At 68.7% G+C, this 23,561-nt stretch carries 16 protein-coding genes; 7 read left to right on the top strand and 9 right to left on the bottom strand.

The genetic code is table 11. The annotated features are described in order from the left end of the window. Nucleotides 1–226: 226 nt before the first annotated feature. From codB to codA, 3 genes are read left to right on the top strand one after another with little or no spacing between them, the layout of a single operon-like run. On the top strand, nt 227–1,507 hold the full coding sequence (gene codB / locus PLC66_RS07895) for a cytosine permease (RefSeq protein WP_324539113.1): 1,281 nt from the start codon (nt 227–229) through the stop codon (nt 1,505–1,507). Continuing rightward, entirely contained in the window at nt 1,504–2,763 is a 1,260-nt protein-coding gene (locus PLC66_RS07890) for a PucR family transcriptional regulator (protein WP_324539111.1), read from the top strand. The genes codB and PLC66_RS07890 overlap by 4 nt, the downstream gene beginning before the upstream one ends. After that, a complete protein-coding gene (gene codA, locus PLC66_RS07885) occupies nt 2,763–4,088 on the top strand; it encodes a cytosine deaminase (protein WP_324539109.1) in 1,326 nt (441 codons plus the stop codon). The genes PLC66_RS07890 and codA overlap by 1 nt, the downstream gene beginning before the upstream one ends. On the opposite strand, the gene PLC66_RS07880 is transcribed toward codA, so the two are convergent. After that, a complete protein-coding gene (locus PLC66_RS07880; RefSeq protein WP_324539107.1) occupies nt 4,073–5,389 on the bottom strand; it encodes an enoyl ACP reductase FabMG family protein in 1,317 nt (438 codons plus the stop codon). The genes codA and PLC66_RS07880 overlap by 16 nt on opposite strands. A gap of 158 nt (nt 5,390–5,547) precedes the next feature. On the opposite strand from PLC66_RS07880, the gene PLC66_RS07875 reads away from it, so the two are divergent. After that, a complete protein-coding gene (locus PLC66_RS07875; protein ID WP_324539105.1) occupies nt 5,548–6,366 on the top strand; it encodes a helix-turn-helix domain-containing protein in 819 nt (272 codons plus the stop codon). Between the two features lie 22 nt (nt 6,367–6,388). Here the strand turns inward: PLC66_RS07875 and PLC66_RS07870 are convergent, their stop codons facing one another. Together PLC66_RS07870 and PLC66_RS07865 are read right to left on the bottom strand one after the other, a co-directional pair. Beyond that, on the bottom strand, nt 6,389–8,461 hold the full coding sequence (locus PLC66_RS07870; RefSeq protein WP_324539103.1) for a cytochrome c3 family protein: 2,073 nt from the start codon (nt 8,459–8,461) through the stop codon (nt 6,389–6,391). 4 nt (nt 8,462–8,465) lie between these two features. Next, on the bottom strand, nt 8,466–10,211 hold the full coding sequence (locus tag PLC66_RS07865; RefSeq protein WP_324539101.1) for an arylsulfatase: 1,746 nt from the start codon (nt 10,209–10,211) through the stop codon (nt 8,466–8,468). Nucleotides 10,212–10,403: 192 nt separating this feature from the next. Here PLC66_RS07865 and PLC66_RS07860 point away from each other — a divergent pair, with 192 nt between their 5' ends. Continuing rightward, nucleotides 10,404–11,150: a response regulator gene (locus PLC66_RS07860; protein WP_324539099.1), complete on the top strand. Its 747-nt coding sequence runs from the start codon at nt 10,404–10,406 to the stop codon at nt 11,148–11,150. Here PLC66_RS07860 and PLC66_RS07855 read toward each other — a convergent pair. Continuing rightward, a complete protein-coding gene (locus PLC66_RS07855; protein WP_324539097.1) occupies nt 11,147–14,101 on the bottom strand; it encodes an ATP-binding protein in 2,955 nt (984 codons plus the stop codon). The genes PLC66_RS07860 and PLC66_RS07855 overlap by 4 nt on opposite strands. A gap of 122 nt (nt 14,102–14,223) precedes the next feature. Here PLC66_RS07855 and torT point away from each other — a divergent pair, with 122 nt between their 5' ends. Continuing rightward, complete coding sequence (gene torT / locus PLC66_RS07850) at nt 14,224–15,348, top strand: TMAO reductase system periplasmic protein TorT (protein WP_324539095.1); 1,125 nt, start codon at nt 14,224–14,226, stop codon at nt 15,346–15,348. Between the two features lie 39 nt (nt 15,349–15,387). On the opposite strand, the gene PLC66_RS07845 is transcribed toward torT, so the two are convergent. Further along, entirely contained in the window at nt 15,388–18,036 is a 2,649-nt protein-coding gene (locus tag PLC66_RS07845; RefSeq protein WP_324539093.1) for a molybdopterin-dependent oxidoreductase, read from the bottom strand. A gap of 298 nt (nt 18,037–18,334) precedes the next feature. Between PLC66_RS07845 and PLC66_RS07840 the strand changes: the two genes are divergently transcribed. Next, nucleotides 18,335–19,174: an aldo/keto reductase gene (locus PLC66_RS07840; protein WP_324539091.1), complete on the top strand. Its 840-nt coding sequence runs from the start codon at nt 18,335–18,337 to the stop codon at nt 19,172–19,174. Between the two features lie 142 nt (nt 19,175–19,316). Here the strand turns inward: PLC66_RS07840 and PLC66_RS07835 are convergent, their stop codons facing one another. From PLC66_RS07835 to pstC, 4 genes are read right to left on the bottom strand one after another with little or no spacing between them, the layout of a single operon-like run. Then, nucleotides 19,317–19,862, bottom strand: a complete 546-nt coding sequence (locus tag PLC66_RS07835) for an arsenate reductase ArsC (RefSeq protein WP_324539089.1) — start codon at nt 19,860–19,862, stop codon at nt 19,317–19,319. Nucleotides 19,863–19,888: 26 nt separating this feature from the next. After that, a complete protein-coding gene (pstB, locus tag PLC66_RS07830) occupies nt 19,889–20,722 on the bottom strand; it encodes a phosphate ABC transporter ATP-binding protein PstB (protein ID WP_503012185.1) in 834 nt (277 codons plus the stop codon). Continuing rightward, complete coding sequence (pstA, locus tag PLC66_RS07825; RefSeq protein WP_324539087.1) at nt 20,722–22,110, bottom strand: phosphate ABC transporter permease PstA; 1,389 nt, start codon at nt 22,108–22,110, stop codon at nt 20,722–20,724. Before pstA ends, pstB begins: the two co-directional genes overlap by 1 nt. After that, nucleotides 22,107–23,483, bottom strand: a complete 1,377-nt coding sequence (pstC, locus tag PLC66_RS07820) for a phosphate ABC transporter permease subunit PstC (protein WP_324539085.1) — start codon at nt 23,481–23,483, stop codon at nt 22,107–22,109. Before pstC ends, pstA begins: the two co-directional genes overlap by 4 nt. Nucleotides 23,484–23,561 lie beyond the last annotated feature (78 nt).

The raw sequence follows: 23,561 nt of genomic DNA, 5'->3' as shown, positions 1-23,561 counted from the left end.
GCGGGCGGACCTGTCTACGAGGACGATGCTGCACCGCAATGATGCGCCGACGAGTGCGGGCGCTCGACGGTGGTGCGAGGGCTGCAAGCCTCTCGGCGCGATCTTGTTCACCGTGCACAATGGCCGTCGTTCCGGCTGACCTGTGCGAGTGCGCCCGGACCGCGTTCCGCGCATGGCATGGGGTTTGCAGTGTATCCGGCAAGTCCTTCCTACCGGAGTCACCATCATGGCCCAAACCCCCAAGCTCGATCACGATTATCCACTCAGCGAAGTGCCCACTGGCGCCCGCAAGGGCCTGGTATCCACCTCCATCCTGTTGTTCGGCTTCACCTTCTTTACCGCGACCATGTTCGCCGGCGGCAAGATGGGCATGGCCTTCGACTTCAAGACGCTGATCTGGGCAAGCATCATCGGCAACCTGCTGCTCGGCCTTTACGCCGCGGTGCTCGGCTACATCGCTTGCCGCAGCGGTCTCAACTCGGTGCTGATGGGCCGCTTCTGCTTCGGCGAGAGCGGCAGCAAGCTGTCGGACTTCCTGCTCGGCTTCACCCAGATCGGCTGGTACGCCTGGGGCACGGCCACCATCGCGCTGGTGCTGGTGCAGATGCTGGGCCTGCCCCAAGGCTGGACGATTCCGCTGATGGTGCTGTTCGGCTTCGGCTTCAGCCTCACCGCCTTCGTCGGCTACAAGGGTCTCGACATGCTGTCGCGCGTCGCCGTGCCGGCCATGCTCGGCCTGCTGCTGTGGTCGCTGTGGATTGCCACTCGTGATGCCGGCGGGCTCGAAGGCCTGCTTGCGATCGAACCCAGCGAGAGCATGAGCTGGCACATGGCGATCACCCTGGTCTTCGGCACCTTCGTCAGCGGCGCCACTCAGGCCACCAACTGGACCCGCTTTGCGCGCAACGGCAGGACGGCCGTGCTGTCGAGCCTGATCGGCTTCTTCATCGGCAACGGGCTGATGATCCTGGTCGGTGCCTACGGCGCGATGGTCTACCAGCAGCCCGACATCATCGCGGTGATGGTGCTGCAGGGCCTGTCGGTCGCCGCGGTGGTGATGCTCTTCCTCAACATCTGGACGACCCAGGACAACACCATCTACAACTTCGCCGCCGCCGGCTGCAACCTCGTCCGCCAGGACCGCCGCGGCACGATCACGCTGATCGGCGCCGGCATCGGCACCCTGCTCGCGATCGGCGGCATGTACGACATGCTGATTCCCTTCCTGATCCTGCTCGGCTCGGTCATCCCGCCCATCGGCGGCGTGATCGTTGCCGACTTCTTCCATGGTCACAAGGGCCGCTACCCGCGCCTGGCCAGCACGACGCTGCCGCGCTTCAACTGGGTCGGCCTCGGCGCCTACGCCCTCGGTGCCCTGTCGGCCTGGTTCTCGCCCTGGGTGGCGCCGCTGGTGGGCATCGCCGTGGCCGCCCTGAGCTACGTGCTGCTGTTCGAGCTGCAGCGCGTGCGCGTGCAACGCCAGCAACTGGGCACGGCGGACGCATGAGCCTGAGCGTTCGCGACGCCCTTCTGCTGCCCCGGCTCGAGGCCCTGCGCCTGCGCGCCGGGCAGGCGGGCGCGCAGCACACGGTGCGCTGGCCCTATGTGGTGGAAAACGAATCCATTGCCGACTGGGTGCTCGGCGGCGAACTGGTGTTCGTCACCGGCATCAACCGGCCACGCGACGAAGCCAATCTGCTGCAGCTCGTGCGTGAAGCGCACGAGCGGGCCTGCGCTGGCCTGGTCATCCTCACCGGCCCGCTCTACATCCGCCACATCCCGGATCGCGTGCTGGCCGAGGCCGACCGCCTCGGGGTGCCGCTGATCGAGCAACCCTACGAGCTGCCGCTGATCGTGGTGACCGAGGTGATCGGCTCGGCGCTGGTGCAGGCTCAGATGATCGGCAGTTCGCGCCAGCAGCTCATCGAGCAACTGCTCTACGGCAGCGTGGACGATGCCAGGGTGCTCGCCCACCGCACCGCCAGCCTGTCGATCGACCTCGGCCAGCCGCGTCAGGTCGTGGTGCTGCAGTCGAGCGGCAGTGGCGAGCTGTTCCAGTCCTGCTCGCCCGAGCAGGCGGAGCGCCTGATGCAGTCGTTCGGCCAGCGGGTGCTGCAGCAGCTCACCGCCGCCGTGGAGGCGCTGGGCCGGCCGCTGCCGGTGCTCAGCCAGGCCGATCAGTGGATCGCGCTGCTGCCGCTCGGCGCGGCAGGCGGCGCCGGCGAGCCCGCTGCGCCTGCGCCCAACCGCGCGGCCATCGAACACCTGCTGCAGGTGCTCAACGACGGTGCAACGCCCTTGCGCGTGTTTGCCGGGCTGAGCGCCACCTGCCCCCAGCCCACCGACCTCCCGCGCGGACTCGGGCAGGCCCGCCAGGCGCTGATGGCCGCTCGCGCCCTGCCCGAGCGCCTGGGCCTGTGCTGTTTCGATGAACTGGGCGTGCTCGAGCTGCTGCTGGCGATCCGCGACCGCAGCCTGCTCGACCGTTTCGTCGGCACCACCCTGGGCGCGCTGCTGCAGTACGACAAGGCCCACCACGCCGCCCTCACGCCGACGCTGGAAGCGTGGATCCAGGCCAACGGTAACCTCGTTGCCGCCGCCCAGCGCCTGCACGTGCACCGCAACACCCTGAACCACCGCATGCGACAGATCCAGACCCTCACCGGCGTCGACCTGAACGATGCGCAAAACCGCCTGAACATCGCCGTGGCGCTGATGATCTGGCGACTCTCACCCCATACCGCAGAGACAAGGAAATCCTAATGAACGCCATCGCACCAAACGTCCTCGCCCCGAACCCCCTTGCACCGAACCACATCATCAACGCCCGCCTGCGCGGCCGCAGCGGCCTGTTCTCGCTGCACTGGAATGATGGCGTGATCCGCGCCATCGCGCCCCAGGACGGCCCCATCGCCGTGACGGCGCAGCACACGGACGGGCTCGATGCCGAGGGCAAGCTGGTGATCCCGCCGCTGGTCGAGCCGCACATTCACCTCGACGCCACCCTGACCGCAGGCGAGCCGAACTGGAACCTGAGCGGCACCCTGTTCGAGGGCATCGAACGCTGGGCCGAACGCAAGGCGCGGGTGACCCGCGACGACACCAAGTCCCGCGCCCACCGCACGATCCGCATGCTGGCCGCCAACGGCATCCAGCATGTGCGCACCCATGTCGACGTTACCGAGCCGGGCCTCGGCACGCTGCAGGCCATGCTCGAGGTGCGCGACGAAGCGCGCGAGCTGGTCGATCTGCAGATCGTCGCCTTCCCGCAGGAGGGCATCGAGTCCTTCGCAAATGGCCGCGCCCTGATGCGCGAGGCGGTCGAGATGGGCGCCGACGTGGTGGGCGGCATCCCGCACTTCGAGAACACCCGTGACCAGGGCGTGTCGTCCCTGCACTTCCTGATGGAGCTGGCCGAACGCCACGACCGCCTGGTCGATGTCCATTGCGACGAGACCGACGATCCGCACTCGCGCTTCCTGGAGGTGCTGGCCGAACTCACGCGCGTGAAAGACATGGGCGCCCGCGTCACGGCGAGCCACACCACGGCCATGGGCTCGTACGATAACGCCTACTGCTTCAAGCTCTTTCGCCTGCTCAAGCAGGCGGGGCTGAGCTTCGTCAGCTGCCCGACCGAGAGCATCCACCTGCAGGGACGCTTCGACAGCTATCCCAAGCGCCGCGGCCTCACCCGCGTGCCCGAGCTCGACCGCGCCGGCCTCAACGTCTGCTTCGCGCAGGACTCGATCGTCGATCCCTGGTATCCGCTCGGCAACGGCAACATCCTGCGCATCCTCGATGCCGGGCTGCACATCTGTCACATGCTCGGCCACGAGGACCTGCAGCGCGCGCTCGACTTCGTCACCGACCACGGCGCCCGCGCGATGGCGCTGGGCGAGGGCTACGGCATCGAGGTGGGCCGGCCGGCGAACCTGGTGCTGCTGTCCGCTGCCAGCGACTACGAGCTGCTGCGCACGCAGGGGCACGCCCTGGCCTCGATCCGCCACGGCAGGCTGATCATGCGCAGGAGCTTGAGCGAGGTGTCGTGGGCGGAGACGTCCACTCAGCCGTCTCAGGCGTGCAGCTGATTCAACTGCCGCGCCACGATGTCGTGGTTGAGCCACAGCACCGGGCCTGCGGGTGCCGACGAGGCGGCAAAGATCAGCGCACCCGAGGCTTCCAGCACCAGGCTGCTGAGCAGATCGGTGACCAGCGCCTTGCGGTCCTTGTGCATCTGCACGATGTCCTCGGAGGTGCCGATCTGCAGGTCTGCCTGCTCGGGGCTGTTGGGCATCGGCCAGGCGGCGAAATCGCGATAGCGCTGCATCACTGCGCTGCCCTGGAAATCCGCCACCTTCTTGAGCACGTCTTCCAGCGTCACGCCCTCGGCCAGCAAGTCGCGGCAGGCCTGCCACTGCGACTCGGCCCAGGCGCCGCCGCCCTCCTTCTTCAGCGCCTCGAGCAGCGCGATCAGCGGCAACTCGACGCCGGCGAACACGTCGGTGGAGTTGGTGCGAATCTCGGGGCAGTTGTAGACCGTGGCCTTGATGCCCTGCTCCCACGCCGCCTGGGCGATGCGCTCGAGGCGCATCTTGGCGTAGCCCTGGGTGTAGTTGGTGTAGGTCTGCCACTGGTAGCGGCCATCGATGAGGATCTCGGTGCCGTGGTAGCCGTAGGCGGTGTAGCGCACCTGGCCGCCCGCTGCCTCGACGCGCGCGCGCAGCGCGGCGCTGCCCTCGATCAGGTGGCCGAAGGTGTTGGCCGACACCTCGTCGAAGTTCTGCAGGATGAGCTTGCCCAGATCGCTGTCGAGCAGGGTCTGCGAGGACATGAAGCGGTCACCGCGGCCCTTGTAGATGCGGTTGGCGATCACCATGAAGACCTTGGCCTTGGGGATGCCGCCGGCCATGGTGTGGGCGAAGAAGACGTTGCGCCCCGCGCCCACCAGGGGTTCGAGCTGGGCCATGACCTCGGCCACGCCCTTGCGGAAGCGCTCGGTGCCGATCGCGCGGCACTTCTCGATGTGCGCCCAGTCGAGCGTGTCCTGCTCCCAGGTCTTGAGCGTCACTGCGTTGAGCAGCTCGGTCGGGGTCGGCTCGCCGGCCGGGGCGTCGAGGTCGAAGCCCGCCATCAGCGGCACGTTGATGATGCGGCCACCGAGGTTGGCCTCGGCCGCGGCCAGCTCCTCGTCGTTGAGCGGACGCAGCGCGTTGTTGTCGTCGCGCCGGCCGACGGTGATGCCGACGATCTGCATGCCCGCCGCGCGCGCCTGGCTGACGAGGCCGCTGGCGTAACCGCGACCGAACAGCTCGCCAAACAGCACGAACACGTCACCAGCGCGAAAGAGGGAGTTTTGCGGAACTTGGGTCAGGGGAATCGGCTTGTTCATATCGTCTCGAGGCAGGGCCTCTGTCTGGTCCAGAAAGATTTCCCGCAATTCTACCGAGTCTGCCGCCCCAACCCCATGCTTGTTGCGGCCATCGGTGGCGCTGGGGGCGGCGCGCATCCTGCGCTACTCTTCGCGCATCAGGACTTGGCGCAAGCGCGATGACAACGGACGGCACACCATCGATCAGGGCCCTCGAACGCGGCATCAAGGTGTTGCGCGCCCTGGGCGGGCTCAAGGTCGCCAGCCTGCGCGCCCTGCATGCGGAGACCGGGCTGCCCAAGCCGACGCTGCTGCGCATCCTGCACACGCTCGAACAGGGCGGCCTGGCCTGGCGCTCGATCTACGACGGGCACTGGCGCCACACGGCCGACTGGGCACCCCCGACCGGGAACTCGACCGCCTACGGCCGCCTGGTCGAAGTCGCCGCGCCGCACCTGGTGGCGCTGCAGCGAAACGCGCTGTGGCCGTCCGACCTGCTCGTCCATCGCGACCACGCGATGGAGCTGGCGGAGAGCTCGCGCCGCCTTTCCGGGCTGGCACTCAATCCGCGCTACCACGTCGGCTATCGGGTCGACCTGTTTCTCTCGGCCCCCGGCCGCGCCTGGCTGGCCTTCTGCTCGGAGGCCGAGCGCGAGGCCGAGTTTGCCCACTTCGCCGCGGCGCCGCCCGCCAACGCCCGCAGTGCGGCCGTCTTTCGCAACGAGATTGACGACATCCTGGACCAGACCCGCGAGCGCGGTTATGCGGTGCGCGACAGCGCCTTCGGCGGTTCCGAGTTGCCGATGGAGGGATTCGACGACGGCCTGGACGCGATCGCCGTCCCGGTCGCCTGCTCGGCCGGCGTGCATGCAGCGATCAACCTGGTGTGGCCGCGCCGCTACGAGCTGCGCGCCAAGATCGTCGACGCCCATCTTCACGAGCTGCAGGCGACGGCGGCCAGGATTGCGCAAGCCTTCGACGCCACCCGCTCGTCCTGAAGCTGCCCGCCGCGGCCGGCCGTCAGCGACGTTGGCGCTGCGCGAGATAGGCCTCGACCGCGTCGAGATTGCGCCGCACCCGCGCGTTGTGCGGCAGCAGCGCCGCGGCGGCACGCAGCTCGCGCGCGGCCTCTTCCCAGCGCTGGCGCTGGCCGGCAAGCAGGCCGAGGGCAAAATGGAGCTCGCCCGCGTTGTCCGCGTGGGCGAGGCCGGCGCGCAGCACCTCTTCCGCCTCGTCCTCGCGTTGCGTGCCGGCGAGCAAGGTGGCCAGGCCCAGGCGGCCCGCCTGCAAGGCCGGGTCGCGCTGCACGGCGCGCCGATAGTGGCGCTCGGCGCTGGCGGGGTCCCTGCGCACCAACGCCAGGCTGGCCAGGTTCAACTGCGCGCCCGGCATGTCCGCCATCGCCACCTGTGCGGCGACGAAGTCGTCCAGCCCCGCGCGCAGCAGCGGCCGGCGGGCGGGGTCGAGCCCCACCTCGCCGACGTCGGCCAGCCCCCGTGCAGCGGCAATGCGCACCGCACGCAGGGGGTCCGACAGCAAGGCGGGCAGGTGCGCAAGCCGCTCCTCCACCGGGCGCGTGCCCAGGGCGGCGGCGGCGGTCGCCCGCAGCACCCCATCGGGATCCTGCAGCGACGCGGTCGGCACCGGATGCGTACCCGCCTGGGCCAGGCTCTCGAGTGCCGTGGCGCGCACGATCGCCGGCTGGGCGCGATCGGTGACGAGGGCCGCCAGCCGGTTGGCCGCCCCCGGCGCGCCGGCACGGAAGGCCGCCAGCACCTCGCCATAGTGTTCTTCGCGCGGGCGCGCACCGAGGTGGCGCTCGATCGCAGCGACGGCCCATTCGGCCGGGCGCTCGCCATGGCAGTCCTGGCAGGCGTTGGGAACGCCGATGCGCGCCGTCAGGTCGGGCCGCGGCACGCGGATGGCGTGATCGCGACGGCCATGCACGACCATGTAGTTGCGGCTGGGCATGTGGCAATCGACGCACTGGCTGCCGCGCTTGCCCGGGCTGTGGAAGTGATGGGCGTCGCTGTCGTAGTCGGCGGCCTTCAGGCCGGGAAAGCGCTCGCGGTCCGGGCTGGGGCTGTGACAGGCGGTGCACAGCGCATTGCCTTCGGCCCGCGGCCGGCCGCTGTGGACCTCGTGGCAATCGGTGCAGGCCACACCCGCCGCGTACATGCGGCTCTGGCGATAGGAGCCGTACTCGAAAACCTCGTCGAGCTGCTGGCCATCGGCGTGATAGAGCTCTGCGCGCAGGTTGTCGGGCATGAACTGGTCGAGCAGTTCGAGGCCGGGGGCCGCCTCCTCGACCAGCCGGGTGCGCCGCGCGTGGCAGGCGGCGCACTGATCGACCTGCTGATGGGCCGTGCCCAGGCGGCGGTTCGGGGTCGGGGTCGGACGCCCCTCGCCGCCCTGCGCCAGGCTGCGGGCACTCTCGGCATGGGCGCGCCCGCCGCCGTGACAGGCCTGACAGCCGACATTGTGCTCGGCCCAGGTGGTCGCGTAGCGATCGGCCGCGTCGTCGTAGCCCTTGCGATAGGCGGTGGTGTGGCACTCGCCGCACATCAGGTTCCAGTTCTGGTAGCGCCCCGTCCAGTGCAGCGTGCTTCCAGGCTCGAAGCCGCCCTCGGGGTAGAGCGAGAACCACTGCCCGCGGCGCGTATCCCAGGCCACGCTGAGCGCCTGCAGGCGCCCGCCCGGCAGCGGCAGCAGCACCTGCTGCAGCGGATGGACGCCGAAGGTGTGGGTGACGGGGAACTCGGCCAGCGCGCCGCTGCGGTCCTGCGTGGCGACGAAGTAACGCTCGCCGCGCCTGAAGAAATGGGCGGACTCGCCGCCGCTGGAAAAATGCACGCCACCGAAGTCGCCCAGCACGCTGTCGGCCGTCGCCGGCTGCATCGCGCGCCTGTGTTTCGACGTTTCCCACAGCCTGGCCTGCTCCACATGGCAGGCCAGGCATTCGCCGTCCGCGACGTGATCGGGCAGGCTTGCCGCCCGCGGGCTGGCATCCGCCTCGGTGGCGGCCGCCGGACCGACGGCCAGCAGGGACTGCCAGAGCAGCAGCAGGCCGATCACGAGAGCGGGCACGCTCATTGTCTTACCTCGGGGTACGCGGTTGCAGTGTGGCCTCGTAGGTCAGGTCCTCGTAGTAACGCGCGCCGTTGCTGTAGCCGGGGCGGTTGGCGAGACCCGGGATCTCCAGCACACCGGTCTCGGCCACGTAATCGCGCCACGCGACGAGCAGTTCGCCCAGCTTCTGCGGGTTCTCGGCGGCGAGGTTGCGGCTTTCGCTGCGATCCTCGGCCAGATTGTAGAGCTCCCAGTCACCCGTGCCCCACGGCGTGTTCGAGAACACGATCTTCCAGTCGCCCTTGCGCAGCGCCTTGCGACCACCCAGCTCCCAGCCGATCGCATGCGTGTCGGCATGGACGGCGGGCGCGGCCCCGTTCAGGTACGGCAGCATCGATGCGCCGCGCAGCGGCACGACCGGCTTGCCCTTGTATTCCGTGCCGGGGTGGCGGGTACCGGCCAGCGCGTACAGGGTGGGGGCGATGTCCATCACGTGGGCTAGGGCCGGCTTGACCGTGCCGCCCTGCACACCCGGGCCCCAGGCGATGGCCGGCACGGCGATCCCGCCTTCATACATGAAGGACTTGTACATCCTGAACGGTGTCGACCCGACCTGGGCCCAGCCCGGCCCGTATTCCGCGTAGGAGCCCGACTTGCCGATGTGCGCGGTGCTGTTGTCGAAGTCCTTGTGGATCCACTCGCGGGTGCGGGCGACGTCGTACACCGAGTTGCCGTCGGCACCGTTGTCGGACAGGAAGAAGACGAAGGTGTTGTCGAGCTGGCCGGTCTGGCGCAGGTAGTCGAGCACGCGGCCGATGTTCTGGTCCATGTTGTCGACCATCGCCGCATACACCGCCATCCGTTTCGCTTCCGAAGCCTGCTCGGCCGGCGTCAGGCTGTCCCACTTCGGCCACGAGGGGTGGCCCTCGAACACCGGCGTGTCGGCGGCGACCAGGCTAAGCTGCTTCATGCGCTCGAGGCGCTCCTTGCGCAGCGCGTCGTAGCCCGCCTTGTAGCGGTCGGCGTACTTGGCGATGTCGGCCTCATGCGCGTGCAGGGGCCAGTGCGGCGCGGTGAAGGCCAGGTAGGCAAAGAAGGGCTTGCCCGAATCCTTGCCGCTGTCGATGTACTCGATCAGCCGCGAGGCGAAGAAGTCCGACGAGAAGAAGTCCGCCGGCACATCGACGGCGGCGCCGTTCTCGCGATAGATCGCCTTGGGCGGCTTGTCGGGGTCGACGGCGACGATGCCCGCCTGGTCGCTCCAGTGGCTGGAGCCGCCATGGACCAGCGCGTAGGACTGGTCGAAGCCCCGTGTCGCCGGACTGAACTGTTCGGGAACCCCGAGGTGCCACTTGCCAGTCATCAGGGTGCGATAGCCCGCATCCTTCAGGACCTGCGCCACCGGCACCACGCGCTCGTTCAGGTAGCCCTCGTAACCGGGCTGGCCGCGCTGCTCCGGCAGCATCAGCTCGGCCATGTCGCCGAAGCCGATCAGATGGTTGTCGCTGCCCGACATCAGCATCGCCCGCGTGGGCGAGCAGAAGGGGGAAACGTAGAACTGGGTCATCTTCGCCCCGGTGTCGGCGAGTTTGTCCAGATTCGGGGTCGCGATCTCGCCGCCGAAGCTGCCGAGATCCGAGTAGCCGAGATCGTCGGCCATGATCAGCAGGATGTTGGGCCTGTCCTGCTGTGCCGCAGGGGCGGCGTAGCTGGCCTGCATGCCGAGGGCGAGCGACGCCACCGGAATCAGGAGCGACGCGAGGGCTGCTCTCATTTTCTGTCTCCTTGTATAGAACCTGCTTCTCACAGGTTCTATTAATTTAATCAAAATCTCGAGAACCAATGCCCAAGCTGATTTCGTTCCACGTCATGGAACGAGGTCGGCGGATTCTTGCCCTCTTCGCCGCCCTTACCCTGGGCGCGCGATCGCCGCTAGAATCGCCGCTCGACGTTCGAAGGCCGATCGATGCAGCCCACACGTGACACGACCGTACCCAGCCTGCTGGTGGTCGATGACGACCTTGTCGCCCAGGCCCGGCTCAACGCCTACTTTTCGCAGGAAGGCTACCGCGTGCTGCTGGCCGGCGACGGCGAGGGCTTCTGGAAGACGCTGGAGCGGCATCGGGTCGACCTCGTGCTGCTCGACATCAACCTGCCCGGCCAGGACGGGCTGTCGCTCGCGCGCGAGCTGCGGGCGCGTGACGGATCGATCGGGATCATCCTCGTCACGAGCCGCAGCGACGATGTGGACAAGATCGTCGGCCTCGAGGTGGGCGCGGACGACTACGTCACCAAGCCCTTCAATCCCCGCGAGCTGCTGGCACGGGTGAAGAGCCTGTTGCGGCGCAGCGGCGAACCGCGCGCCGACAGCGGCAGCGACACCGCCTTCCGCTTCGCAGGCTGGAGCCTCGACCTGCCCCGGCGCCGGCTGTGGGATGCGAGCGGGCGCGAGGTGGCGCTCACCCGTGGCGAGTTCGAGACCCTCGCCCTGCTCGTGCGCCACCCGAACGAGGTGATCAGCCGCGACCGGCTGTCGCGCGCGATCAGCGGCCACGACTGGAATCCGCAGGACCGTACGGTCGACGTGCTGGTCCGCCGCCTGCGGGCCAAGATCGACGCCGCCGCCCAGCCCGACTCCCTGATCACCACCGTCCGCGGCGAGGGCTACCGCCTCGCGGTCGATGTGGCCCGCGGTGGCCACGACCCGGCCTAGCGCCCTGCCCCGCTGATGTCGGCCAGCGCGGCGCGCAGCTGGATGAGCGTCTCGCGGTAGTTCGCCTCGAGCGCGTGCGCGCGGCTGACGAGCGCGGCCGAACAGGCGCCCGCACGCAGGTCGCGCTCGAGCTCTGCCGCCAGCGTGCCCAGGCGCTCGAGGCCGAGGTTGAAGGCGGCGCCGCGCAGCTTGTGGGCGAGCTGCGCGCAGCCGTCGCCATCGCCCGCCGCAGCCGCGGTCCCCAGCGCGGCAAGGAGGGCGTCGCCCTGGGTCACGAAGACCTCGGCGACCTGCGTCAGCACCGCATCGCCAAGCGCCGCCTGCTCGTCGCGCAGAAATTCCAGGCTGACCCAGTCCCCCTGGGCGCTCGACGGTTCGGGTGCCGGCGCCAGGCCCTCGCCCGCGCCGGGCTGCGACGCGGGCGCCGCGCCGCCTTCGAGCTGCGCGGCCAGCAGCGCAGCCAGCTGCGCGCGCGTGAAAGGCTTGGACAGGAAGGCGGCAAAGCCCGCATCGAGCAAGGCCTTCACCTGCTGCGCCGGCACATGGGCCGACATCAGCACGGCGGGCAGGCCCTGCGTGCGTGGCCGCTCGCGCAGCCGTGCGAGCAGCTCGCGCCCGTCGCCGTCGGGCAGGTTCATGTCGATGAGCGCGAGCGCAAACGCGCTCGATTCGGTCGCCGCCAGCGCCGACTGGATGTCGCCGACGCAGACCGGGGTCTGCCCCAGCGTAAGCAGGAAGCGCTCGACGACCATGCGATTGACGGCGTCGTCCTCGACCACCAGCACGACGTGGCGCGACTGCAGCGCAATGTCGTCCGCGGCCGGCGCGGGCACCGGGCAAGCCTCGCCCTGCTCGAAGGCCAGCTCGAAGCGCACCGTCGTCCCCTGCCCCGGCGCGCTGCGCAGCGCGATCTCGCCCCCCATGGCCTCCACCAGCCGCTTGCACACCGCCAGCCCGAGGCCGGTGCCCGCATGGTGACGGCCGCTGTCGCGCACCTGCACGAAGGGCTCGAACACCTCGCGCTGGCGCGAGGCCTCGATGCCGATGCCGTGATCCTCGACCTCGAAGCGCAGGCGTCCGGGCTGCGCGCCCGGCACGATCCGCACCGTCACCGCGCCTTCGTCGCTGAACTTGATCGCATTGCCGATCAGATTGAGCAGGATCTGGCTGAGCTTGCGCCGGTCGCCCACCAGGGCGTCGGGCACCTGCGGCCCGACGTCGGCAACGAGGGCGAGGCCGCGCGCCGCCGCGCGCGAGCCCTGCACCGCGAACACGTCGTTGACGGTGTCGCGCAGGCTGAAGGCGGCGTGTTCGACATGCACCCCGCCGGCCTCGATGCGGGCGAAGTCGAGCATGTCTTCCAGCAGCTCGAGCAGCAGCAGGGCCGCGGCGCGGATCTGCGCAGTGTACTGGCGCTGCTCGGGCTGCAAGGCGCTGTCCTCGAGCAGCTCCAGCAGACCGAGGATGCCCGCCATCGGCGTGCGCAGCTCGTGGCTGACGGTGCCGAGAAAAGCCGTCTTCGCGCGGTCGGCGCCCTCGGCCGCGCTGCGCGCCGCGGCATGCTCGGCCATCTCGGTGGCGAGTGCGGCGTTGCTGTCGCGCAACTCGGCGGTGCGTTCAGCGACCTGGCGTTCCAGCGCCTGCTGCTGCTCGAGCAGCGCCTCGGCCAGGCGATCGCGCTCGATGGCATCGTTGCGAAAGCGCTCCAGCGCACGTGACAGCGAGGCGATCTCATCAATGCCCGCCGTGTCGATGCGCACGTCGCGCTTGCCGCCCGCGAGCGCCAGCGTCGCCTCCTCGAGCGCGACAAGGCGCCCCAGGGTGTGGCGGCGCAGTACGTGGATGATGACGAGCGCGGTCACCAGCAGCAGCGCGCCGCCGATGGCGCCAAAGGCCACCAGCCCCGAGCTGGCGCTGCGCTCGGCGGCGAGGCCGGCCGCCGCGAGGATGCGGCCACCGCGATGAATCAGCTCGCCGGCGAGCGCATCGAGTTCGGTGGTGAGGGTGCCGATCTCGGTCTGCAAGGCTTCCGCACTCGCACGCAGGGCGATCTCCTGGCCGCGCTGCGCAAAGACACCGACCGGCGCCAGGGCGGACCCGAGCGCGGCATGCAGCTCAGCACCCTGCGCCCGCCCGCCAGGATCGGCGATGTCGCGCAGGCGTCGCGCCAGCAAGGACAAATGCACGCCGAAGTCGGCACGCGCCACCTGCAGGCGGTCCTCGCCATCGAGTTCGTCGAGGCGGTCGAGCAGCGCACCGAGCGCACGCGCGGCAAGACCGAGCTCGTGCATGCGCTCGAGCGTGTCGAGATCGAGGTCGAGCAGGCGGTCGCGCGCCTGCAGGCGATCGTCGGCCATAGGCAGCGCAGCCAAGGGCTCGCCCTGCAGCAGGGTCGTCAGTGTCGCCACCAGCAGCGCGGTGGCATTGTCGGACTGCGTGCGCGCGAGCGCCTCGAGCGCCTCGACCTGCGCCCGCAGCCGCCTGCCCTCTTCCAGGCTGGCGTCGCGCAGCAGCAGGCGCGCGCCGACGGTGTCCGCCATCGTGCGCAGGCGCTCGGCGAGCGTGTTGCCGGTCGCCTGCAGGCGGGCGCGCAGCTCGGGCTCGACGTGCGGCGAATCGAGCCGTTCGAGGCGGTCGCTCACCAGTGACAAATCCTGCTCCAGCGCGGCCTGCAGCTGCTCGAGCTCGGCGCGCGACTCCGCCCGCCCGAGGCGCGGCGCGAGCGCGGCAAGGCGCGCATTGCCACGCACCGTCTCGTGCAGCGCATCGGCGGCCGGCAGCGTGTCGCGCACGATCGCCTGCTGGCTGGCGACGACGCGCTGAAAGCTGAGCCAACCGACCACCGCCACCAGCACCGTGCCCAGCGCGCCCAGCAGCAGGCCTAGCAGAAGGCGCTCGCGCAGGCCGAATCGTCGCCGGGACGGGGCTTTCACGTAAGATTGGGCGTCCATATCAGGTCGAACTCCGGGCTCGCCACGCCTGCATTCGCACAGTCCTGCATTCGTGCACCCAGGCTGCGCAGGCGCGTCGCAAAGACCCGGTCAACTCGCATCACGCAGTGAGCGGTGAAGACATGGCTTCATCTTACCGGTGCAGCAGCGCGCGCAACGCAGCTCAGCGTCAGCTTGGCGCCCTATTGTTCGCCGCGCTGCTGCCGATGGGCAGCGCCAGCGCGAGCGAATGGCCCCTCGAGCGCTGGGCGGGCGATGGCCGGGCCAGCGCATCGTCCACCCAGCCGGCACCCAGCCTGCCGCGCATCGGCGCCTCCCGCCCGTGGACGCTGTGCGCCGTCTACCCCCACCTCAAGGACAGCTACTGGCTGGCGGTGAACTTCGGCATGGTGGAAGAGGCGCGCGCGCTCGGGCTTGGCCTGAGGGTGCTCGAGGGGGCCGGCTACGAGGCACTCGAGCGCCAGCGCCGGAGCGTGACCGAGTGCCTCACCGATGGGCGAGTCGATGCCTTGCTGGTCGGCACGGTCAGTTTCGCCGGGCTCAACGACCTGCTCGCCCCGCAGCGCGCGCAAAGGCCGGTGATCGGCCTGGTCAATGACATCGACGCCGAGGCGGTGCGCGCCAAGATCGGCGTGCCCTGGTACCAGCTCGGCTGGCAGATCGGGCGCTGGCTCGCCGAGCGCCACCCGGCAGGCGCCCCGGCGGTGGAGGTGGCCTGGCTGCCCGGGCCGCTCGATGCAAACTGGGTCGTCGTCGTCGACCGCGGTTTTCGCGCGGCGATCGCCGATAGCGCAGTGCGCATCGCCACCGTGCGCGGCGGCGACACGGGGCGCTCGATCCAGCGCCAGCTCGTCGAGGAGGTGCTCGACGCCCACACGGGGCTCGCCTACCTGGTGGGCAATGCGCCGATGGCCGAGGCGGCGGTTGCGGAGCTGCGCCGGCGCGGCCGCGAGGACGCCGTCGGCATCGTGTCCTTGTATGTCACGCCCGGGGTATACAGCGGCCTGCTGCGCGGCCGTATTCAGGTGTCGGTGAGTGATTTCCCGGTGCTGCAGGGCCGGCTGGCGGTGCGCCAAGCCCTGCATGCGCTCGAGGGACGCGCGCTCGAGCCCTATCTCGGTCCGCGGGTGGAGCGGGTGGATGCCGACGCCCTCGCCCGCTACCCGGTCGACTGGATGCTGCCGCCGGCCGGCTTCGTGCCGGTGTACGAGGTGGCGCCAGCACAAGCGACACCGGCCCGGCCCTAGGCCGAAACCGGCGTCTCGTGTGCCGCGTGGGCCCGACTTTCAGTTCGCGCGGGCGTTCTTCTGCAGGAAGTCCAGCACCAGCTTGCGCTCTTCGTCGGTGAGGCCAGCGCGCGGGAACATGCTCTCGGTGATGCCGTGCCACTGCTTGACGGTGAAGTCGCCCGGCTCGCGCGGCACGTGGCACAGGGTGCAGCGCTCGTAGAACAGCTTCTCGCCCGGCGTCATGCCGGCGGTGGCGGCGGCCTTGGCCTTGGCTGCGCGCTCGGTGAGGCCGAAGGCGGCGGCATCGACGCGACCGGCGGCAATCTCGACCAGCGGCGGCTCATAGGCGCGGTTCGGCCCTTCGACGTCGGTGCATCTGCGGAAATAGGCCAGGCAGGTGTTGGCGCTGGTCGCCTGGCTGAGGTCGCTCGCCGCCACGCTGGTGGTGAGCACGTTGATCGCCCCGCTGTTGCAGCGGCCCTTGCTGTCCTTCGACAACCATGCGCCTTCGTAGATGCTGATGACGCCCTTCATGATGTTGGGCGACACACGCGCCCCGACGATCAGCGCGCCGCGGTCGTTATACACCTCGATCAGGTCGCCGTCCTTGACGCCGCGCTCGCGGGCGTCCTCCTCGCTCACCAGCGCGAACTCGCGGCCCTCGATGTTGAGGTGCTTGGCGCATTCGGCGTTGGCCATCTGCGAATGCACGCGCATGAAGGGGTGCGGGCTCACCACATGCACCTGGCCGGGCCTGGCGTTGCCGAGGAACTCGGCCGGCTCGAGGTACTTCGGGATGGGCGGGCATTCCTTGGTGGCGAAGCGCTCGAAGGCTTCGACATACAGGCCGATCTTGCCCGTCGCAGTGTGCAGCGGGTTCTTGACCGGGTCGGCATAAAAGTCACCGTGGCGCACCCAGCGCCGGGCGGCCTCGGGCACCTCCATCTCGGCCACGCCGGTCTCCCAGAATTCCTCGAAGGGGATCCTGGCATCGGTGTTGGCGTAGCTGTTCCTGACGATGTCCATTACCGTCAGGCCCTCGGTGAAGCCGTACTCGACGCCGAACAGCTCGGCCAGGCGGCGGAAGATCTCGAAGTCGTCCAGGCTCTCGCCATAGGGCTGGATCACCTGGCGCATCGCCCAGATCTTGTCGTTGCTGTAGGTGCCGCCACTGCTGATGTCGTTGCGCTCGAGGTGGCTGGTGGCGGGCAGCACGATGTCGGCGTAGCGCGAGGAGGCACACCACCACGGGTCCTGGTTCACCACCGTATGCACCTTTTTCGCCATCGCCTCGATGAGCTCGTTGGTGTTCTGCTGGTGATGGACGAAGTTGTTGCCGGCGTTGTAGATCATGTGCACGTCGGGGAAGGTGAAGCTGGCGCCGTCGCGGGTGTAGGGCTTGCCGGGGTTGAGCAGCATCTCCGAGATGCGCGAGGCCGGGCAGCGGCCCTTGGCCGGGTTGCGGCCCTGGGCGATGCCGACCGCGCTGCGCTTGCCGGACACCGGCATGCCACCGCCGCCGTAGTGCCACGAGAAACCCACGCCCTCGCCCGGCTTGCCGATCTTGCCGGTCATGGCGGCGAAGGCGATGATCGCCCAGTGGCTCATCTCGCCGTGATGGGCGCGCTGCAGCGACCAGGCGCCGGCGAACTGGGTGCGCCTGCTGGCGAACAGCTCGGCCATGTCGACGATCTTGGCCGCCGGAATGCCGGTGATCTGCTCGGCCCACTCGGGCGTCTTGGGCGGGGTGCCATCGGCGTCCTTGCCCAGCAGGTAGGGCAGGAAGCGGTCGAAGCCGACGGTGTACCTGTCGAGATAGGCCTGGTCGTGTTTGCCGGTGGTGTAGACGTACCAGCACATCGCCAGGAACAGCGCGGTGTCGGTGTTGGGGACGATCTTCACCCACTCGGCGCGCATGGCCTCGTCGGTGGTGGTGCGCTGCGGGTTGATCGACACGAACTTCACCCCGGCGTCGCGGATCGCCTCCCAGCGCGAATACATCTGGTGATCGGCCACGGTGTACTCGATGCGGTTGTTCTTCCACGGATCGCAGCCGACGAGCACGAAGACCTCGGTGTGGTCGCGGATCACTTCCCACGCGGTCTGCGGCGAATACACCTCCATGTCACCGATGATGTGCGGCAGGCTGATCTGCGAGGCGCCGCCCGAGTAGTCGCCGGTGGTCACGCTGTGGCCACCGATGAGACCGAACAGCCGCCCCTGCAGCACCTGCGGGCGCAGCACGCCGGCATGCGACCAGCCGCCGTAGGACGAACTGAACAGTGCATCGTTGCCGTGCTGCTCGATGGTGCGCAGGCTGGCGTCCGCCACCAGGGCGAGCGCCTCTTCCCACGACACGCGCACGAAGGGCTCCTTGCCGCGCAGGTGGGGCTTGGTGTCGCCGCGCGGATTGGCGAGGTAGGAGCGGCGCACCATCGGGTACTGCACGCGCGTGGGGTGGTAAGTGCGACTCAGCACCCCTTCGAGCAGCATCTGCGTCGGCATCGGGTCGAAGCCTTTCAGCGGCTGGACGCCGACGAGGACGCCGTTCGTCACCACTGCCTTGAACGGGCCGTAGTGCGAGGCATGCGGAATCAGCACGGTGTCGGATCCGAAGACCTCGTTGATGCCGAACAGCTTGAGACTGCCCGCGGCAACGGCCACGGCAGCGGTGGACTTCAGGAAGGCGCGGCGGCTGAGCGACATGATGAATCTCCTCGGTCGGTCATGGGTCTCGAATGCCGAGACCACCCTATGGCCGTGATCTTCCGCGGCCACGGTTAATGCGAGCAGCAGAAATGCGAACCGCGCCTGCGACTGTGTTAACGGTATTCACATCGCGGCCTCTACCTCGCCCCCGCGCGACAGATGGGGTTGCGATGGACGCCTTGCCCACATGTGCCGAGGGGGTCGTCGCCAGGGGTGGTCGTCTGTTGCGGCGCTGCGGTATGCTCGGACCCCCTCCCCGGCTCGTGAAGCCACCGATCACAGAGAGCAAAGCACGATGAGCGAAGTCCTCAAGCCCGCACCGACCCTGACCCTCCTCAATGGCGTACGGATACCCCAGCTCGGCCTCGGCACCTGGCCGATGAACGACGCCGAATGCGCCCTCACCGTGGCCGCCGCCCTGCAGATGGGCTATCGCCATATCGACACCGCCGAGAACTACGAGAACGAGCGCGGCGTGGGCGAAGGCATCCGCAACTCGGGCGTGGCGCGCGAGGAGGTCTTCGTCACCACCAAGTTCAACCGCAAGTGGCACAGCGTGGACGGCGCCCGCCAAGCCTGCGAGGCCAGCCTCGAGCGCCTCGGGCTGGACTACATCGACCTGCTGCTGGTGCATTGGCCCAACCCCGACCAGGACCGTTACGTCGAGGCCTTCCAGGGCCTGGTGAAGCTGCTCGAGGCTGGCGTTGTGCGTGCGATCGGCACCTCCAACTTCAAGCCCGCCCACCTGCAGCGCCTGTTCGACCTCGGCCTGGTGCCGCACCTGAACCAGATCCAGCTCGACCCCTACCACCTGCGCGACGACCTCGTCGCCATCCATCGCGAGCGCGGCATCGTCACCGGCGCCTGGCGTCCGCTGGGCTGCGGCAATGCCATGCTGGCCGACCCGGTGATCACGGCGATCGCCGCGCGTCACGGCCGCACGAGCGCGCAGATCGTACTGCGCTGGCTGGTGCAGCAGGGCTTCGTCGCCACGCCGAAGTCCTCCAACCCGACGCGCATGGCGCAGAACCTGGCCATCTTCGACTTCGCCCTCAGCGACGCCGAGATGGCGGCGCTGGGCAAGCTCGACCGTCCCGACCCCGAGATGTTCGACGCCGACAGCTTCGGGCACTGAGCATCCCTCGCTGAGCCCCTCGCCCACCCGCGCGGTGGGCGTGCGGACGGTGCCGTCCACACGCACGAAGGGGCGCCACGGCGCCCCTTCGTGCGTCTGATTCAGCCCGATCGCGCAACCCGCACGTGGGCCCGCAACTTGCTTAGCCCGTCAGGGCGTCGCCCTTCATGCCGCCAGCCTGATCCTCGCGCCCGATCAGCCCGATCTCGTCCATCCGCCGCTTCAGGCTGAGCCGATCCAGGCTCGCGATCGGCAGGTTCACGAACACCGCGATGCGGTTGCGCAGCATCCGATAGGCGTCCACGAACGCCAGGTGCCTCTCGGTGGCACTGCCTTCGACCACCACCGGATCCGGGACGCCCCAGTGCGCCGTCATCGGCTGGCCGGGCCACACCGGACACACTTCCCGCGCGGCCTTGTCGCAAACGGTGATCACGAAGTCCATCTCGGGGGCCTCGCCACCGGCGAACTCGTCCCAGCTCTTGGAGCGCAGCTCAGCGGTGGGGTAGCTCATCTTCTCCAGCAATTCGAGCGCGCGAGGGTGAACCTCGCCCTTGGGTTCGCTGCCCGCCGACCAGGCCCGGAAGCGCCCCCTGCCCTCCTCGTTGAGGATGGCCTCGGCAAAGATCGAGCGCGCCGAGTTGCCCGAACACAGGAAGAGGACGTTGAAGCATTCTTCGCTCGCCATGCGTTTCTCCTGGGATCCCTTGCGCATCAACCGAAGCGGCCGGTGATGTAGTCCTCGGTCCGCGACTCCTTCGGCCGGGTGAAGATTTCCTCGGTATCCCCCACCTCGACCAGGTCGCCCAGATGGAAGAAGGCGGTGCGGTTGGAGACGCGCGCGGCCTGCTGCATGTTGTGGGTGACGATGACGATGGTGTAGTTCGAGGCCAGCTCAGTGATGAGCTGCTCGACCTTCGCGGTCGCGATCGGGTCCAGCGCCGAGCATGGCTCGTCCATCAGGATCACCTCGGGGCTCACCGCCACCGCGCGCGCGATGCACAGACGCTGCTGCTGGCCGCCTGACAGGCCGGTGCCGGGCTGGTCGAGGCGGTCCTTGACCTCCTCCCACAGGCCAGCCCGCCGCAGGCTGCTCTCGACGATGCCGTCGAGCTCGCTCTTGGACGCGGCCAGGCCGTGCAGGCGCGGGCCGTAGGCGATGTTCTCGTAGATCGACTTGGGGAAGGGATTGGGCTTCTGGAACACCATGCCCACGCGCGCGCGCAGCAGCACGACGTCGAGCGAACGGTCGTAGATGTCCTCGCCGTCGAGCTCGATCCGGCCGGTCACCCGGCAGCCGTCGATGGTGTCGTTCATGCGGTTCAGGCACCGCAGGAAGGTCGACTTGCCGCAGCCCGAAGGGCCGATGAAGGCCAGCACTTCCTTCTCATAGACGTCGAGATCGACGCCGTGCAGGGCCTCCTTGTCGCCGTAGAAGACGCGCGCGTCACGCGCCTGCATCTTGATCACCGGCGTGGCAAGCGACTTGGCCGTCTCGCCCGGCGCAGCGGGCGCCTGGCGCAGTACATTCGATTCCATTTTCATCATCACCACCTTTGTTCGAACCGCTTGCGCAGGAGGATTGCCAGCGCGTTCATGCTGATCATCACCGCGAGCAGGACCACGATCGCCGCGGAGGTTCGTGCTTCGAAGAAGTTACGCAGTTCATTACCCTGCCACAGGTAGATCTGCACCGGCAGCGCGGTAGCCTGGTCGAGGGGCGTCGCCGGCACCGAGGCGACGAAGGCGCTCATGCCGATCAGCAGCAGCGGCGCGGTCTCGCCGATGGCCTGGGCCACGCCGATGATCGCTCCGGTGAGGATGCCCGGCAGCGCCAGCGGCAGCACGTGGTGGAAGATCGTCTGCGTCTTCGAGGCGCCGATGCCGAGCGCCGCCTGGCGGATCGAGGGCGGAATCGCCTTCAGGGTCGAGCGCGTGGCGATGATCACCGTCGGCAGGGTCATCAGCGACAGCACCAGGCCGCCGACGATGGGCGCCGACAGCGGCATCTTGAACCAGTTGATGAACACGGCGGCACCGAGCAGGCCAAAGATGATCGAGGGCACGGCGGCGAGGTTGTTGATGTTGACCTCGATGAGGTCGGTGAACCTGTTGCGCGGCGCGTACTCCTCGAGGTAGATCGCGCTCGCCACGCCCACCGGCACCGCGATCAGGATCACGATCAACATCATGTAGAGGGTGCCCATGATCGCCCCGGCCAGGCCGGCAGAGGCCAGCGAGCTGCGTGAGTCGGGGTTCATGAACAGCGAGGTGCTGAACTTCATCGCAATCACGCCGCGCTCGTAGAGCGTGTCGGCCCACTGGCGCACTTCGGGCGGAAGCTGCTGCTGGGCGTCGGGCAGGTCGCGATCGATGTTGCCCTTGAGCCACACATCCACATTGGCGTCCGCCAGCAGGCGCACCGTGACGCGCTGGCCGAGCAGTTCAGGGTTGGCCACGAACATGTCACGCAACCCGAAGCGCTCGCCGCTGGTCACGAGCCGGCGCACCAGCGCGCGCTTGGAGGCGGCCTCGGGCAGGTGCTCTATCAGCGCGTTCTCGATCACCCGGTTCCAGTTGACCATGGTCACCTGGGTCTGCCAGGCCAGCTCGCGATCGCGCAGCTGGGCGGGCGTCTCGCCGGCCTGCAGCTGCGGGCGCGGCTCGACCTTGACGATCTCCGGATCGAAATGGACGGGAATCTCCAGCGTCGCCTGCCAGAAGGCCGGAATGCCCTTGGCGAAGATGGTGATGAACAGCAGGGCCACCATGGCCAGGCCGAACAATACTGCCGACAGGCCGGCGGCGCGAAAGCGCTTCTCGGCAGCGTGGCGACGGCCGAGGGACTTCTGCACCAGCGCGTGCTGAGGTGTCCGCTGCCGGCCGGAGAGCGGCGCAACGGGGGAGGTATCAGGGGTCACGGCTTGCTCACTCATTCATATTGCTCGCGATACTTGCGCACGATGTAGAGCGCGACGACGTTCAGCGCCAGCGTGATGACGAACAGCGTCAGGCCCAGTGCGAACGCGACCAGGGACTGCGGGCTGGCGAAATCGAGGTCGCCGGTGAGCTGATTGACGATGGTCACGGTCACCGTCGACACCGCCTCGAAGGGATTCGCGTGCAGGACCGGGCTGTTGCCGGCGGCGAGCACGACGATCATGGTCTCGCCGATCGCACGGCTGGCCGCGAGCAGGAAGGCACCGACGATGCCCGGCAACGCCGCCGGCAACACCACGTTGCGGATCGTCTCCGCCTTGGTCGCACCCAGTCCCAGCGAGCCGTCGCGCATCGCGCGCGGGACCTGAGTGATGATGTCGTCCGACAGCGAGGACACGAAGGGGATGATCATGATGCCCATCACCACGCCCGCCGTCAGCGCACTGGTGGCGCGGATGTCGAGACCCACCGCGAGCCCGAGGCCATGGAAGAAGGGGCCGACGGTCACCAGGGCGAAGAAGCCATAGACGATGGTGGGGATGCCGGCCAGCACCTCGATGACGGGCTTGGCGATCGAGCGCAGCCATCCTGGCGCGTACTCCGCCATGTAGATTGCGGTCATCAGGCCGATCGGCACGGCGATCAGCAGGGCGACGATGCTGACCATGATCGTGCCCCACAGCAGCGGCAGCAGCCCGAACTGGCCCTGGCCACCGGCACCGACAGTGGAAAAGCGCGGGTTCCACACCGTGCCGAAGAAAAAGTCGACCGGACTGACGAACTGGAAGAAGCGCATCGCCTCGCCCAGCATCGACAGCACGATGCCGATGGTGGTCAGAATGGCGATGGTCGAGCACACGATCAGCAGCGTCTGCACCACACTCTCGACCTTGTTGCGCGCACGCAGGGCCGGCGAGATCTTCCTGAGGGTGAACACCAGGCCACCGACCGCCAGTGCGGCCATCAGGGCGACCATCGACAGGCGACCGGTGCTCTGCAGCTCGCTCACGCGCGCGGCGGCGGCAAGCTCATAGGCCGCAGGCTGGTCCGACACGCCGAAGCCGCTTGCAATCGACTCCACCCGGCGCAGGATCACGTTGATCTGGTTGCCGTCGAGCGCGGCCACCTCGGGCGGCAACTGCTCGATCACCACGGAGCGGATCATGCTCGGCTCGACCATGGACCACAGCAGGAACACCGCCAGCGCCGGCAGCCCGCACCACAGCGCGACCAGCAAGCCGTAATAGCCGGGACGGGAGTGCATCCGCACCACAACGCGGGCCGCCACCGAACGGCTGCGCAGGACGCCGAACTGATAGGCAAAACCCATCAGCACCAGCAGCGCACCGAGCATGATCCAGTTATTCATGTTTTCTCCGCAGCCGATGCCCCGGATGAAAGCCCCGGAAACAGGTTTCGTTTCACGGGGGTGGGCATCATTTCCTCA

Origin of the sequence: Thauera sp., assembly GCF_035444905.1 — a bacterium.
Taxonomy (GTDB): Bacteria; Pseudomonadota; Gammaproteobacteria; order Burkholderiales; family Rhodocyclaceae; genus Thauera.
Note: the sequence above shows the minus strand (reverse complement) of the source record. Positions and strands in the feature narration are given on the sequence as shown.